The organism is Streptomyces sp. NPDC048349 (assembly GCF_040651925.1).
Classification (GTDB): Bacteria; Actinomycetota; Actinomycetes; order Streptomycetales; family Streptomycetaceae; genus Streptomyces.
In genome coordinates this window covers 75897-89419 of record NZ_JBEZLA010000004.1, presented here as the reverse complement: position 1 = coordinate 89419, position 13523 = coordinate 75897, and the positions used below count along the sequence as shown (strand labels likewise).

The following is a 13523-nucleotide window of genomic DNA, read 5'->3' as shown; positions in this document are numbered from 1 at the left end:
GCGCGGTACGGCCGGCGTCCCGGACCGCCCTCCCGGCGTCCACCGCGCTCCCGGCGTCCACCGCGTTCGCGGCGTCCACCACGTTGCCGACGGCTTCCACCGCCTCTTCCTGCTCGGCTGCGCTCGACACTGCCCGCCTCCACGGCTCCTGGGTACCTGCGGGGGAGGGGGGTGCGGCCCCGGCGTCCCGGCCTGGGCCCGCCCCCGTCCAAGCGGTCTCCGCCTGGTCCTTCCCACTGTTCTGCCCGGACAGTTCCGCCCGGAACGTGCGCGCCGCTCACGTTTCCCCCGGAGGGGCCCGGTCGTTGGAGGGAACGTGACACTTCTGACGAGGCGGGCAGGGGCGGGCTTGGCCGCCGTGGCGGCATGGGCGGGCCTGCTCGGCGGCCTGGCCGGATGCACCGAGGACGGCCGCTCCCCGGTCGAGATCGCGCTGCCCGGCAAACCCCGCTCGCCGGACGAGGCCATCCGGATCACCCCCGACGACAACGCCAAGGGCGTGCCCGCCGACGCCCGCCTCGGCGTCACCGTCCCCGAGGGCCGGCTGGAGCGGGTGGTGGTCACCAAGGTGGAGGACGCGCAGGAGGAGCGGGTGCCGGGCGCGATCGCCGAGGACGGGCTCAGCTGGAGTCCCGAGCCGCAGGCCGCTCGGCTTTCGCTCGCCGCCAAGTACACCGTGGACGTCGTCGCACTCGACGGACACGACCGCCGCCAGGCCCGCCACACCACCTTCACCACCTACGTTCCCGAGGAGCGCTTCATCGGCTACTTCAAGCCGGAGAACCGCTCCACCGTCGGCACCGGCATGATCGTCTCCTTCAACTTCAGCCGGGCCATCGCGCGACGCGCCGATGTGGAGCGGGCCATCACCGTCACCTCGAAGCCGCCGGTCGAGGTCGTGGGCCACTGGTTCGGCAAGGAGCGGCTCGACTTCCGGCCCAAGACGTACTGGAAGGCCGGCACCGAGGTCACGGTGAGGCTGAACCTGCGCGACGTCGAGGGCGCGCCCGGCTCGTACGGGATCCAGGACAAGACGGTCACCTTCACCGTCGGCCGCTCCCAGATCTCCACCGTGGACGCGGCCGCGCACACCATGGAGGTCCGCCGGGACGGTGAGCTGCTGCAGACCCTGCCGATCACCGCGGGAGCGCCCAAGAGCACCACCTACAACGGGAAGATGGTGGTGATGGAGCTCTTCGACGTCACCCGCATGAACGGTCAGACCGTCGGTTTCGGCGGGGAGTACGACATCCCCGACGTCCCGCACGCCATGCGGCTGACCTCGTCCGGGACCTTCCTGCACGGCAACTACTGGGCCAGCCCCGACACCTTCGGCTCCGCCAACGTGAGCCACGGCTGCGTGGGCCTGCGCGACGACAAGGGCGGTGGGTCCGACACCCCGGCCGGCTGGTTCTTCGACCGGACCCTGGTCGGTGACGTGGTGGAGGTCGTCAACTCGCAGGACAAGACGGTGGCCCCGAACAACGGCCTGGGTGGCTGGAACATGTCCTGGGCGGACTGGGTCGCGGGTTCCGCCCTGGCCTGACCCCCCGCCACTTGGGACGGAACGGTGACATGACCGTGGCTTTTCGTGTTCTCCCCATGTGATTTCCTGTCGACAAGCGCGCGACTGCCCGCGCGCGGGGGACATGGGGAGAACACGAGTGAACCTGCAGCCGATACGCGGCCGCGTCCGCACCGGCCTGCCGGCCCTTCTGCTGGGGGCCGCCCTGCTGCTGACCACCGCGTGCAGCGGCGGCGGCGGAGGCAACAACGGCAGCGGCAGCGGTAGCGACAACGCCGGGGGCGGTGGCAAGACCGGCACCGAGGCGTCCAAGGCCGTGGTCAACGTCAAGCCGGACGACGGCGCCAAGGAGGTCGCCACCAGCGGCGTCCTGAAGATAACCAGCACCGGCGGCAAGCTCACCACGGTGACCGTCGCCGACACCAAGGGCAACGCGGTCGAGGGCAAGCTGGCCGACGACGGCGCGAGCTGGGAGCCCTCCCGCCACCTGGCCTCCGCCACCGAGTACAAGGTGCACGCGGTCGCCAAGGACGAGGCCGGCCGGGAGTCCGCCAAGGACACCACCTTCACCACGCTGACCCCGACGAACACCTTCATCGGGCACTACACGCCCGAGGACGGCTCCACCGTCGGCGTGGGCATGCCGGTGTCGATCAACTTCACCCGCGGCATCACCAACCCCGAGGCCGTCGAGAAGGCCATCACCGTGACGGCCGAGCCGGCCGTGCCGATCGAGGGCCACTGGTTCGGCAACGACCGCCTCGACTTCCGCCCCGAGAAGTACTGGGCCGCGGGCACCAAGGTCACCGTGAAGCTCGCCCTCGACGGAGTCGAAGGCCGCCCCGGCGTCTACGGCAAGCAGACGCGCACGGTCACCTTCACCATCGGCCGCTCGCAGATCTCGACGGTCGACGCGAGCGAGAAGCAGATGCAGGTCGTCCGCGACGGCCAGGTGCTCAAGAACATCCCGATCACCGCGGGCGCCCCGTCGACGACCACGTACAACGGGCAGATGGTCATCAGCGAGAAGTACAAGGTCACGCGGATGAACGGCGCGACGGTCGGCTTCGGCGGGGAGTACGACATCTCCGACGTGCCGCACGCGATGCGCCTGTCGAACTCGGGCACCTTCGTGCACGGCAACTACTGGGCCTCCTCGGGCACCTTCGGCTCGGAGAACGTCAGCCACGGCTGCGTCGGCCTCAAGGACGTCCGCGGCGCCGGTGACAACAACCAGCCCGCCGCCTGGTTCTTCAACGAGTCGCTGATCGGCGACGTGGTCATCGTGAAGAACTCCAAGGACAAGCAGATCGCCCCGGACAACGGCCTCAACGGCTGGAACATGGACTGGGCGGAGTGGATCAAATAGTCCCCCGTCCGTAGTCCCGGGCGGCCCGGTGCTGTGACCCACAGCACCGGGCCGCTTCCTGTTAACCGGCGCTAACCTTCCCCGTATGACCATCTCTCTCGAAGTCTCCGAAGGCGTCGGCACCCTCCGCCTGGACCGGCCGCCCATGAACGCCCTGGACATCGCCACCCAGGACCGGCTGCGCGAGCTCGCGGTGGAGGCGACCGACCGGGCCGACGTCCGCGCGGTGATCATCTACGGCGGCGAGAAGGTGTTCGCGGCGGGCGCGGACATCAAGGAGATGCAGGCGATGGACCACGCGGCGATGGTCGCCCGGTCCCGCGCGCTGCAGGACGCCTTCACCGCCGTGGCCCGCATCCCCAAGCCCGTCGTCGCCGCCGTCACCGGCTACGCGCTGGGCGGCGGTTGCGAGCTCGCGCTCTGCGCCGACTACCGGATCGCCGCCGACAACGCGAAGCTCGGCCAGCCCGAGATCCTGCTCGGCCTGATCCCGGGCGCCGGAGGCACCCAGCGACTGTCCCGCCTGATCGGCCCCTCCCGCGCCAAGGACCTCATCTTCACCGGGCGCATGGTCAAGGCCGAAGAGGCGCTCGCACTGGGCCTGGTGGACCGGGTGGTCCCCGCGGCCGAGGTGTACGAGCAGGCGCACGCCTGGGCCGCCAAGCTGGCCCAGGGCCCGGCGATCGCGCTGCGCGCCGCCAAGGAGTGCGTGGACGCGGGGCTGGAGGCCGACATCGACACCGGGCTCACCATCGAACGCAACTGGTTCGCGGGCCTGTTCGCCACCGAGGACCGTGAGCGCGGCATGCGCAGCTTCGTCGAAGAGGGTCCCGGCAAGGCCAAGTTCGTGTGACCCCTGCGGGTGGATTAGCCAGGCCTTAAGGCAGCCTTAAGCAGATTCGGTGATCCACTCACCGTGATCGGTTCCCAGCGCTGCGTCACTGCTGGTCACAGCGGTACGTCCGACCTCGCCTTGCCGTTCGCATATGACAGGAGGCCCCTGCGGAATGGTTGATTCCGCAGGGGCTTTTCCCGTGGAACGGCCCGGAGGGGGAGTTCGGCCCTCCATGATGGGTGCATGGCGGGCCTGGAGGGTGTGGAACAGCCGCGGCAGCGCAGCAGCGCTTCGGCCGTACGGCTCACGGCGGCACTTGAGGACGAACAGGGCCTCAAGGCAATGGAGTTGTACGGGAACCCGGCCGAGGCGGAAGTGATCCTGCCGTCCATGCCGGAATCGGCCGGCACCGCGCGCAGGCTCACCCAGTGCGTGGTGATACGGCTGTGGGGACTTTCCCCCCAGATCTCCGAGCACGCGGTCCTGCTCGTCTCGGAACTCGTCGGCAACGCGGTCCGGCACACGGGGGCCCGCTCCTTCGGCTTACGCATGCTCCGGCGGCGCGGCTGGATCCGGGTGGAGGTGCGCGACCCCTCGCGCGGGCTGCCCTGCCTGATGCCGGTCCACGAGCTGGACACCACCGGGCGGGGGCTCTTCCTCGTCGACAAACTCTCCGACCGCTGGGGCGCCGACCTGCTGCCGCGCGGAAAGATCACCTGGTTCGAGATGCGCGTGGCCGACCGCCAGAACGCCTGAAGCCCCCTGGTCGCCGGTGTGGGGCGGTGCGGGGGCTTCATGGGTGCGCCGAGAATCGATGGGGTGTGATTCTCGGCGTGGGGACTTCGCTCGGGTCAAGGGGAAGTCGTGGTTCCGACTATGGCAGACGCGGCCCCGAACGCCAAAAGTCCCAACTCGGACAAAAGTGTGCAAATAGTGAGAGTTTCTAGCTAAATCTTAGGTGAGTTGAGCCACTCGCCTCGTATTCGATGAATAACTATCGAATGCTCGGTGTAAATCGTTGATCACATAGCGAACAGGCCCCTGGTCGACCGACTTCGGCGAACGTCCTGAATTGGGTCAATCATTACCTTCCGGGCCTTCCACCCCTTAAATGGGCAGGTGCTCTCACATCCAGGCCGCCGCGCGGTCCTGCGCGCGGGCGGTCACGCCACGGCCGCCGTCGCCGTGGCCGGCCTCACCGCCGCCTGCGGATCGGGCCGCCCCGCCGCCGCGCCCACCGCCCCGCCCCCCGGCCCCGCCCGCCCGGCCAGGCCGGCCGGACCGGCCCCCGCCCACCCGCGCCGCTACGCCGGGCAGCCCGTCGAGATCGCCCACGGCCCGCGCGACCGCCCCCGGGTCGCCCTGACCTTCCACGGGAACGGGGACCCCGCCACCGCCCGGGCGGTACTGGCCGCGGCCGAGAAGGCCGGCGCGCGGATCACCGTTCTGGCGATCGGCAGCTGGCTCGACGCCCACCCGGACCTGGCCCGCCGGATCCTCGACGGCGGCCACGAACTCGGCAACCACACCCAGCGCCACCTCGCGATCAACGACCTGCCCGAGGCGCAGGCCTACGCCGAGATCACCGGCTGCGCCCAGCGGCTCAAGCGGCTCACCGGCTCCATCGGCACCTGGTTCCGGCCCTCCCAAACCCAGCACGCCACCCCGCTCGTCCAGCAGCTGGCCCAGCGGGCCGGCTATCCGCACGTCCTGTCGTACGACGTGGACTCCCTCGACTTCACCTCGCCCGGTGCCGCGGCCGTCATCCGCACCGTCACCGGGACGATCCGACCCGGATCGGTGGTGAGCCTGCACTTCGGCTACGCGGACACGGTCGACGCGATGCCACCCCTCCTCGAAGAACTCGCGCGCCGCAAGCTGCGCGCGGTGACCACCACGGAGCTGCTGACGCCATGAAGACCACCCGCCTTCCCCGGAAGGCCGCCGTGCTGCTGGCCGGTCTGGTCCTCGCCGCCCTGGCCGGCTGCGGATCGGCCGACAAGGGACCCGCCGAGGCGCTCGGCACCAAGGGCCCGGCCAAGCCCCCCAAGGCCGTCCCCGCCGCCCCGCCGGGGCTGCCCGGAATGCCCCCGGTCCTCGACCCGAAGGACGTGTACGCGGCGGACCGGCCGAACAAACTCTCCCCGGTGGTCAAGGACTTCCCGTCCCGCGTCTACGTACCGAACACCAACTCCAACACGGTGTCCGTCATCGACCCGGCCACGTACCGGGTCATCGACACCATCCCGGTCGGCGTCCAGCCCCAGCACGTGGTGCCTTCCTGGGACATGAAGACCCTGTGGGTCAACAACAACCGCGGCCACACGCTCACCCCGATCAACCCGGCCACCGGGGAGGCCGGAAAGCCCGTCGAGGTGCACGACCCGTACAACCTGTACTTCACGCCGAACGGCAAGTACGCGATCGTCATGGCCTCGATGGACAAGGAGCTCGTGTTCCGCGATCCGCACACGATGGACCGGGTGAAGACCGTCCCCGTGACCTGTTACGGCGTCAACCACGCCGACTTCTCCGCCGACGGCCGCTACTTCATCGTGAGCTGTGAGTTCTCCGGCGAGCTCCTCAAGGTCGACACCGAGAAGATGGAGGTCATCGGCCAGCAGAAGCTGCCGTTCGAGGGCGCCATGCCCCAGGACGTCAAGGTCTCCCCGGACGGAAGGACCTTCTACGTGGCGGACATGATGGCGCACGGCATGTGGGTGCTCAGCGGCGACACCTTCGAGGTCCCGAAGCTGCTGCCGACCGGGAAGGGCTGCCACGGCCTGTACGTGAGCCGCGACTCCAAGGAGATGTACGTCTCCAACCGGGGCGAAGGCACCATCTCGGTCTTCGACTTCCCGCAGAACAAGCTCACCAAGAAGTGGACGCTGCCCGACGGCGGCAGCCCCGACATGGGCGGCGTCTCCGCCGACGGCAAGGTGCTGTGGCTCTCCGGCCGCTACAACTCCGAGGTCTACGCGATCGACACCACGAGCGGGAAGCAGCTCGCCCGCATCCCGGTCGGCGGCGGCCCGCACGGCCTGGCCGTGTACCCGCAGCCCGGCCGCTACTCGCTCGGCCACACCGGCATCTTCCGCTAGACGAGGAGGTCCGACGGGGCCGGGACCCCCGCGGGGGTCCCGGCCCGTGCCGTTGCAGACGACCGCGGACGGACCGCTCGAGAGAACCCCGGTGGGATGCGGCCGCTCCCGGCCGGACGGGGCGGCAGGTGCCGGTGACGGGCGGAACGTGGAACCCGGAGCGGGGGCCGGTGGACGCGGCGGCTACCCTGAGCCGGTCAACAAGCACCAAGAAGGGGTGGACCCAGTGGCGGACATCGAGAGCGCACGGGCGACGTTCGACAAGTTCGACGTGAACGGTGACGGATTCGTCACGGCCGACGAGTACAGCGCGGCCATGAAGGCCATGGGTGACGCCTACGTCACCGGCGCGGTCGCGGACGCGGTGCTGGCCGCCAAGGACGCCAACGGCGACGGCCTGCTGAGCTTCGACGAGTTCTGGGCCGCCCTGAACAAGTAGGTCCCGCCCCGCCGCCCCCGTACCGCCTGCCGGGACGGGGGCGCGGTCATACCCGGGTGCCGGTGTCGGTGCCGGTGCCAGGGCCGGAGGCGGGGTCGGCTCCCTCGGCCGTCATGTCCTCGACCTCGCCCAGGGCCTCCTCCAGCCAGTGCAGCCAGAAGGTCTCCAGGGCGATCCCGCCGTGCAGGACCAGGCGGCGCAGGCGGTCCTCCACGGCGTCGCGCTCCGGCGGGAAGTCCTTCTCCTCGATCGCCTCGTACTGCGCCAGCTGCCGCCGGTGCAGCTCCAGGTGGCGCCGCAGCTCGGGGCCCAAGCCGTGCGGCCCGACCACGCCCGCCGCGCGGATGCGCAGCAGCAGGGGATCGCGCATCGGCTTGGGGTCCTGGCTCTCGCCGACCCACCGGGCCAGTTCCGCGCTGCCCGCCGCCAGGACCTCGTACTCCTTCTTCTGCCCCCGCACCGGCACCTCGCTCGGCAGCTCCCGGATCAGCCCCGACTCCTCCAGCCTGCCGAGCTCGCGGTAGATCTGCTGGTGCGTCGCCGACCAGAAGTACCCGATCGACTTGTCGAACCGCCGGGTCAGCTCCAGCCCGGACGAGGGCTTCTCGAGCAGGGCGGTGAGGATGGCGTGGGGGAGCGACATGACGCCATCCTAGGGACGCGCCCCGCCTCCTCCGGCGCCTACCGCCACTCGGACAGCGCCTCCGGGGTGCGCGGGCCCGGGAGACCGGCCGCCAGCAGGCCGTGGGCGCGCAGCAGGGCCGTCACCGCCGGGGACCAGGCCTGGCGCAGGCCCGCCCCGGCCAGCAGCTCCGGATCCGACAGGAGCAGCGGGGCCGGACCCACGCGGATGCCCGACGGGGTCAGGACCGCGGCGTCGTCGGCCCACCGCACGGCCAGGTCCACGTCGTGGGTGGCCATCACCACCGTGGTCCCCGAGGCGCGCAGCCCCGCCAGGACCTCCAGCAGCCGCTCCTGCCCGTCCGGGTCCAGACCGGCCGTCGGCTCGTCCAGGATCAGCACCCGCGGAGCCATCGCCACCGCCCCCGCGATCGCCGCGCGCTTGCGCTGGCCGTACGAGAGGAGGTGGGTCGGCCGGTCCCGCAGCGCCGAGATGTCCAGCGCGGCGAGGGCGGAGTCGACCCGCTTGCGGACCTCCGCGACCTCCAGGCCGAGGTTCATCGGGCCGAAGGAGACGTCCTGTTCCACCGAGGCCGCGAACAGCTGGTCGTCCGGGTCCTGCACGACCAGCTGCACCGCCGTCCGCAGCCGGGTCAGGCCGGCCCGGTCGTACGTGACCTTCGTGCCGTCGAGGTGCAGCGCGCCCGAGCCCGGCTTGAGGCCGCCGCTCAGCAGCCGCATCAGCGTCGTCTTGCCGCTGCCGTTGCGGCCGAGCAGGACCAGCGCCCGGCCCGCGGTGATCCCGAAGTCCACCCCGCGGAGCACGGGGGGCCCGTCCTCGTACGCGTAGCCCGCGCCCACCAGTTCCACCAACGGCCTCACAGGTACAGCTCCTTCAGCACGAGGGTGACGGCGACCAGCCCGGCCAGCAGCGCGCCGGACCAGCACAGGAACCGCCAGGACAGCGAGGACTCGGGGACCAGCACCCGCAGCGCGCCGTCGTAGCCCCGCCCGGCGAGGCCCGACTGGAGCCGGGCCGCGCGGTCGAAGGCCCGTACGAACGAGGTCGCGGCGAGGCCGGCCACCGAACGCCACGCCGCCGCCCGGCCGGTGGTGCCGAGCCGGGCCGCCTGGGCCTGGCGGACCCGGGCGAGGGAATCGAGCAGCAGGAACCCGATCCGGTACATGACCAGGGCCACGTCCACCACGGGGGCCGGGACCCCCGCCCGCACCAGCCGCGGCAGCACGTCGGAGACGGGGGTGGTGAACGCGAACAGCAGCACGCCGAGCGAGGCCGCCGAGGTGCGCAGCAGCAGCTCGACGGCCTGCCGGGGGCCGTCCGGGGCCAGCGCGACGAACCCGGCCGGCCCGCCCACCGCGACCAGCAGCGGCAGCGCCCCGGTGAAGCAGAAACCGAGCGGGATCCGGAAGGCCCGCCACAGCTGCCTCCCGGCCACCCCCGCGGGGCCGAGGAGCACACCCAGGGTGGCCGCGGCGACCAGCGGTCCGCCGGGCCAGGGCGGCAGGCACACCGCGGTGACCGTCAGCCCGATCCCCAGCAGCGCCTTCTCCAGCGGATGGCGGTGGCGCCAGCGGCTGCTGTGCGCCGCCGCGTCGATCGGCAGCACCGCCTACGACTCCGTGGCGGGAGCCTCGGACGGCGCCGGGGCTCCCGCGGCGGCCGCTGCGGCGGCAGCGCCCTGGCGGCGGCCCCTGCGCACACCGAAGTAGTACGCGAGCACGCCCGCGCCCAGCGCAGCCTGGAGGGAGAACAGCGCCGACTCGATCTCCCCGGAGGGGGGTTCGTACAGCGGCGAGAACCACGGCTCGTAGCCGGGCTCCAGCTCGGTGATGGCCGCCTCGGCCTGCCCGTCTGCGCCGGTGAACGGCTCTTCCTTGCCGTCCCCCAGGCCCAGCGCGAGCGGGAGGACGGCCAGCGCCGCGACCAGGAGCAGCAGCAGGGAGTTGATCTTCGCGTTCCTGGACATCAGGCCGTGGCCTCCCGCTGCTTCTCGGACCCGGTGAGCTTCGCGACGCCGAGCCGGACCAGGTCCGACTTGCTGGACTGCATGAGCAGGCGCATCACGAGCACGGTCAGCAGGCCCTCGCTCACCGCGAGCGGGATCTGGGTGAGCGCGAAGATCTCCGCGAACTTCACCAGCGCTCCGGTGAACCCGGTCGCCGCGTCGGGGAAGGCCAGTGCCAGCTGGACGGAGGTCACGCAGTAGGTGACGAGGTCGGCGAAGAACGCCCCGAAGAACACCGCCGCCATCAGCGGCAGGTCGAACGTGCGCAGCAGCCGGTAGACGCCGTAGCCCGCCCAGGGCCCGGCGATCGCCATCGAGAAGACGTTGGCGCCGAGGGTGGTGAGCCCGCCGTGCGCCAGCAGCAGCGCCTGGAAGAGCAGGGTGATCGTGCCGAGCACCGCCATGATCGGCGGCCTGAAGAGGATGGCGCCGAGCCCGGTGCCGGTGGGGTGGGAGCAACTTCCCGTCACCGAGGGGATCTTCAGGGCGGACAGCACGAACGTGAACGCCCCCGACGCGCCGAGCAGGAGCGTGCTCTCGGGATGGGCCTTCACCTCGCGGGTGAGGGCCCGCACGCCGTGGACGACGAAGGGAGCGGACGCGGCGCCCCAGGCGACCGCGTGCAACGGGGGTAGGAACCCCTCGGCTATATGCATGAGTGGGGAGACCTCTCCAGCACCTCGTGGATGGACAACGCGCCCCGGCCGGTCTCCTGGCTCACGGGTGCTGATGCCCGGGCTCCGCCTTCCCGGGGCCGTGCGGTGTCCCGCGCGGTCCCAGTGGCTTCCCGTAGGAGTAGAGCCGGACTTCCCGATCACAGTGGCGAGGGCCGCACCGGTTTCCCACCGGTTTCCCGAACACCAAGGCCCGCTGACCCTAGTCGGATGCGCGGACCGGTAACAACCCGCCTCGAACCGGCCACGAGCCGACCGGATTCCGCTTGCCGCCCACCCGGTGCGACCACTGCGGCGCCTCCCGCACCAAAGGCCCCGTCCGGCACGGGAGTTCCCGTTCCCGGCCACGGCCGGATACGAGCCGCCCGCCCTGCCGCGCGGTTCCGGACGGGCGATCGGGGCCCCCGTACGGGCGCGGCCCGGTGGCGGCAGCGGCCGGCCCCGCACAGGCTGGGACCGTGGCCGACGACTACGACTACTCGGACCTGACCGCCGTCTACGTGAACTGCACGCTCAAGCGCTCGCCCGAGACCAGCAACACCGAGGGCCTGATCGACAAGAGCCGCGCGGTCATGGCGGCGGCGGGCGCCCGGACCTCGCTGATCCGCGCCGTCGACCACGACATCGCGACGGGCGTCTGGCCGGACATGACCGAGCACGGCTGGGAGAGCGACCAGTGGCCGGTCCTCTACAGCCAGATCATGGACGCCGACATCCTGGTCCTGTGCGGGCCGATCTGGCTCGGCGACAACAGCTCCGTGATGAAACAGGTCATCGAGCGGCTCTACGCCTGCTCGTCCCTGCTGAACGAACACGGTCAGTACGCCTACTACGGGCGCGTCGGCGGCGCGCTGATCACCGGCAACGAGGACGGCGTCAAACACTGCGCCATGAACGTCCTCTACAGCCTCCAGCACCTCGGGTACGCGATCCCGCCGCAGGCCGACGCCGGCTGGATCGGCGAGGCCGGGCCGGGGCCCTCCTACCTCGACCCGGGCTCGGGTGGGCCCGACAACGACTTCACCAACCGCAACACCGCCTTCATGTCGTGGAACCTGATGCACCTGGCCGCCCTGCTCAAGCGCTCGGGCGGCATCCCGGCCCACGGGAACCAGCGCTCGCTGTGGGACGCGGGCTGCCGCTTCGACTTCCCGAACCCCGAGCACCGGTAGGGGGCCGCAGGAGGCCACGGTGCGCTGCCCCCCGGTCGCCGGTCCGTCATGCGCCGGGCGGCGGGGCCGAAAGGTGCAGCGGCCGGCCAAAGGGAGAGGCCCCGGAGACCGATGATCTCCGGGGCCTCCTGCCGTGCAGGGGACGGTCAGCACTCGATGACGTTGACCGCGAGGCCGCCGCGGGCCGTCTCCTTGTACTTGACCTTCATGTCCGCGCCGGTCTCCTTCATGGTCTTGATGACCTTGTCGAGGGAGACCTTGTGGCTGCCGTCGCCGCGCATGGCCATCTTGGCCGCCGTGACCGCCTTGACCGCCGCCATGCCGTTGCGCTCGATGCACGGGATCTGGACCAGGCCGCCGACGGGGTCACAGGTCAGGCCCAGGTTGTGCTCCATGCCGATCTCGGCCGCGTTCTCGACCTGCTCCGGGGTGCCGCCCAGCACCTCGGCGAGGGCGCCGGCCGCCATCGAGCAGGCCGAGCCGACCTCGCCCTGGCAGCCGACCTCGGCGCCGGAGATCGAGGCGTTCTCCTTGAACAGCATGCCGATCGCACCCGCCGCGAGGAGGAAGCGGACCACGCCGTCCTCATCCGCGCCCGGCACGAAGTTCGTGTAGTAGTGCAGGACGGCCGGCAGGACACCCGCCGCGCCGTTGGTCGGGGCGGTGACGACCCGGCCACCCGCCGCGTTCTCCTCGTTGACCGCCATCGCGTAGATGGTCGTCCACTCGCTGCGGTGCATCATCGGGTCGCCCTCGGTGCGCAGCTGGCGGGCCGTGGAGGCGGCCCGGCGCTTGACCCGCAGGCCGCCCGGGAGGATGCCCTCGCGGGACATGCCGCGCGCGACGCAGGACTGCATGACGCGCCAGATCTCCAGCAGGCCCTCGCGGATCTCGTCCTCGGTGCGCCAGGCCTTCTCGTTCTCCAGCATCAGGGAGGAGATCGACAGGCCCGTCTCGTTCGCCAGGCGCAGCATCTCGTCGCCGGAGCGGAAGGGGTACTTCAGCACCGTGTCGTCGAGCTTGATCCGGTCCTCGCCGACCGCGTCCTCGTCCACGACGAAGCCGCCGCCGACCGAGTAGTACGTCTTCTCCAGCAGCGGGGTGCCGGCGGCGTCGTACGCGAAGAGCGTCATGCCGTTCGCGTGGTAGGGCAGCGAACGCCGGCGGTGCAGGATCAGCTGGTTCGGCTCGTCGAAGGCGATCTCGTGCCCGTCGCCTATCTCCGCTCCGAGCAGCCGCAGGCGGCCGCTCTTGCGGATGCGCTCCACCTCGTCGTCCGCCGTCTCCACGTCCACGGTGCGGGGGGAGTGGCCCTCCAGACCCAGCAGGACCGCCTTGGGGGTGCCGTGGCCGTGGCCGGTCGCGCCGAGGGAGCCGAAGAGCTCGGCGCGCACGGACGCGGTCTGGGCGAGCACACCGTCCTTCTTCAGCCGCATCACGAACATGCGCGCAGCCCGCATGGGACCGACCGTGTGGGAGGAGGAGGGGCCGATGCCGATGGAGAAGAGGTCGAAGACGGAGATGGCCACTGGCGGACTCCCTTGTCTGCTCGTGGGGTGGGAGGGGGCAGGAGAGGTGGATTTTCGGATTTTGTCCGGCAGACGAGCTTATCGCGGCGAAATGAACGGTTCGGCTGCCCCGGAGCGTGGTGAGGATGACGCGGACGGGTCGGGCGGGTGCCGGCTCACGCTCCGCAGCCCTGCCCCAGCCCCTGCCCCTGCCCCTGCGGCGAGGATGACCAAGGGCCCGGCCCTGTGCGA

14 protein-coding genes and 1 riboswitch are annotated in these 13523 nt (G+C 71.2%); of the genes, 8 read left to right on the top strand and 6 right to left on the bottom strand.

The genetic code is table 11. The annotated features are described in order from the left end of the window. The first annotated feature begins 325 nt into the window (after window positions 1-325). The 7 genes from AB0D44_RS04400 (at window position 326) to AB0D44_RS04370 (ending at window position 7269) form a co-directional block, all read left to right on the top strand. Window positions 326-1546: an Ig-like domain-containing protein gene (locus tag AB0D44_RS04400; RefSeq protein WP_362584454.1), complete on the top strand. Its 1221-nt coding sequence runs from the start codon at window positions 326-328 to the stop codon at window positions 1544-1546. Between the two features lie 124 nt (window positions 1547-1670). After that, window positions 1671-2894, top strand: a complete 1224-nt coding sequence (locus AB0D44_RS04395) for an Ig-like domain-containing protein (protein WP_362584451.1) — start codon at window positions 1671-1673, stop codon at window positions 2892-2894. Between the two features lie 85 nt (window positions 2895-2979). Then, window positions 2980-3747 (top strand): enoyl-CoA hydratase-related protein, encoded by a 768-nt coding sequence (locus tag AB0D44_RS04390; protein WP_362584159.1) that lies wholly within the window; start codon window positions 2980-2982, stop codon window positions 3745-3747. Between the two features lie 225 nt (window positions 3748-3972). Beyond that, the gene (locus tag AB0D44_RS04385) at window positions 3973-4485 is read left to right on the top strand and encodes an ATP-binding protein (protein ID WP_362584156.1); all 513 of its coding nucleotides are present in this window, start codon (window positions 3973-3975) and stop codon (window positions 4483-4485) included. Window positions 4486-4848: 363 nt separating this feature from the next. Beyond that, window positions 4849-5646, top strand: a complete 798-nt coding sequence (locus AB0D44_RS04380) for a polysaccharide deacetylase family protein (RefSeq protein ID WP_362584153.1) — start codon at window positions 4849-4851, stop codon at window positions 5644-5646. Beyond that, entirely contained in the window at window positions 5643-6830 is a 1188-nt protein-coding gene (locus AB0D44_RS04375) for a YncE family protein (protein WP_362584150.1), read from the top strand. Before AB0D44_RS04380 ends, AB0D44_RS04375 begins: the two co-directional genes overlap by 4 nt. Window positions 6831-7056: 226 nt before the next feature. Further along, on the top strand, window positions 7057-7269 hold the full coding sequence (locus AB0D44_RS04370) for an EF-hand domain-containing protein (RefSeq protein ID WP_362584147.1): 213 nt from the start codon (window positions 7057-7059) through the stop codon (window positions 7267-7269). 46 nt (window positions 7270-7315) lie between these two features. Here the strand turns inward: AB0D44_RS04370 and AB0D44_RS04365 are convergent, their stop codons facing one another. The 5 genes from AB0D44_RS04365 to AB0D44_RS04345 are packed head-to-tail and all read right to left on the bottom strand — an operon-like array spanning window position 7316 to window position 10573. Further along, window positions 7316-7912: a PadR family transcriptional regulator gene (locus AB0D44_RS04365; protein ID WP_362584144.1), complete on the bottom strand. Its 597-nt coding sequence runs from the start codon at window positions 7910-7912 to the stop codon at window positions 7316-7318. A 38-nt stretch (window positions 7913-7950) separates the two neighbouring features. Next, a complete protein-coding gene (locus AB0D44_RS04360; protein ID WP_362584141.1) occupies window positions 7951-8772 on the bottom strand; it encodes an ATP-binding cassette domain-containing protein in 822 nt (273 codons plus the stop codon). Continuing rightward, window positions 8769-9518, bottom strand: coding sequence for a cobalt ECF transporter T component CbiQ (gene cbiQ / locus AB0D44_RS04355; protein WP_362584138.1), 750 nt, complete (start codon window positions 9516-9518; stop codon window positions 8769-8771). The genes AB0D44_RS04360 and cbiQ overlap by 4 nt, the downstream gene beginning before the upstream one ends. Before the next feature lie 3 nt (window positions 9519-9521). After that, window positions 9522-9878 (bottom strand): energy-coupling factor ABC transporter substrate-binding protein, encoded by a 357-nt coding sequence (locus AB0D44_RS04350; protein ID WP_362584135.1) that lies wholly within the window; start codon window positions 9876-9878, stop codon window positions 9522-9524. Further along, complete coding sequence (locus tag AB0D44_RS04345; protein ID WP_362584133.1) at window positions 9878-10573, bottom strand: energy-coupling factor ABC transporter permease; 696 nt, start codon at window positions 10571-10573, stop codon at window positions 9878-9880. Before AB0D44_RS04345 ends, AB0D44_RS04350 begins: the two co-directional genes overlap by 1 nt. Before the next feature lie 28 nt (window positions 10574-10601). After that, a riboswitch (cobalamin riboswitch) is annotated at window positions 10602-10830 on the bottom strand. A gap of 219 nt (window positions 10831-11049) precedes the next feature. On the opposite strand from AB0D44_RS04345, the gene AB0D44_RS04340 reads away from it, so the two are divergent. Next, the gene (locus AB0D44_RS04340) at window positions 11050-11763 is read left to right on the top strand and encodes a flavodoxin family protein (RefSeq protein ID WP_362584130.1); all 714 of its coding nucleotides are present in this window, start codon (window positions 11050-11052) and stop codon (window positions 11761-11763) included. Window positions 11764-11909: 146 nt separating this feature from the next. Here AB0D44_RS04340 and AB0D44_RS04335 read toward each other — a convergent pair whose 3' ends face one another. After that, window positions 11910-13292 (bottom strand): L-serine ammonia-lyase, encoded by a 1383-nt coding sequence (locus tag AB0D44_RS04335; RefSeq protein WP_362584128.1) that lies wholly within the window; start codon window positions 13290-13292, stop codon window positions 11910-11912. Window positions 13293-13523 lie beyond the last annotated feature (231 nt).

Excerpts from the sequence above, each read along its gene's own strand:
- AB0D44_RS04365 (WP_362584144.1), bottom strand. The coding sequence starts at position 7,912 with ATGTCGCTCCCCCACGCCATCCTCACCGCCCTGCTCGAGAAGCCCTCG.
- AB0D44_RS04350 (WP_362584135.1), bottom strand. The coding sequence starts at position 9,878 with ATGTCCAGGAACGCGAAGATCAACTCCCTGCTGCTGCTCCTGGTCGCG.
- AB0D44_RS04345 (WP_362584133.1), bottom strand. The coding sequence starts at position 10,573 with ATGCATATAGCCGAGGGGTTCCTACCCCCGTTGCACGCGGTCGCCTGG.
- AB0D44_RS04375 (WP_362584150.1), top strand. The coding sequence starts at position 5,643 with ATGAAGACCACCCGCCTTCCCCGGAAGGCCGCCGTGCTGCTGGCCGGT.
- AB0D44_RS04390 (WP_362584159.1), top strand. The coding sequence starts at position 2,980 with ATGACCATCTCTCTCGAAGTCTCCGAAGGCGTCGGCACCCTCCGCCTG.
- AB0D44_RS04385 (WP_362584156.1), top strand. The coding sequence starts at position 3,973 with ATGGCGGGCCTGGAGGGTGTGGAACAGCCGCGGCAGCGCAGCAGCGCT.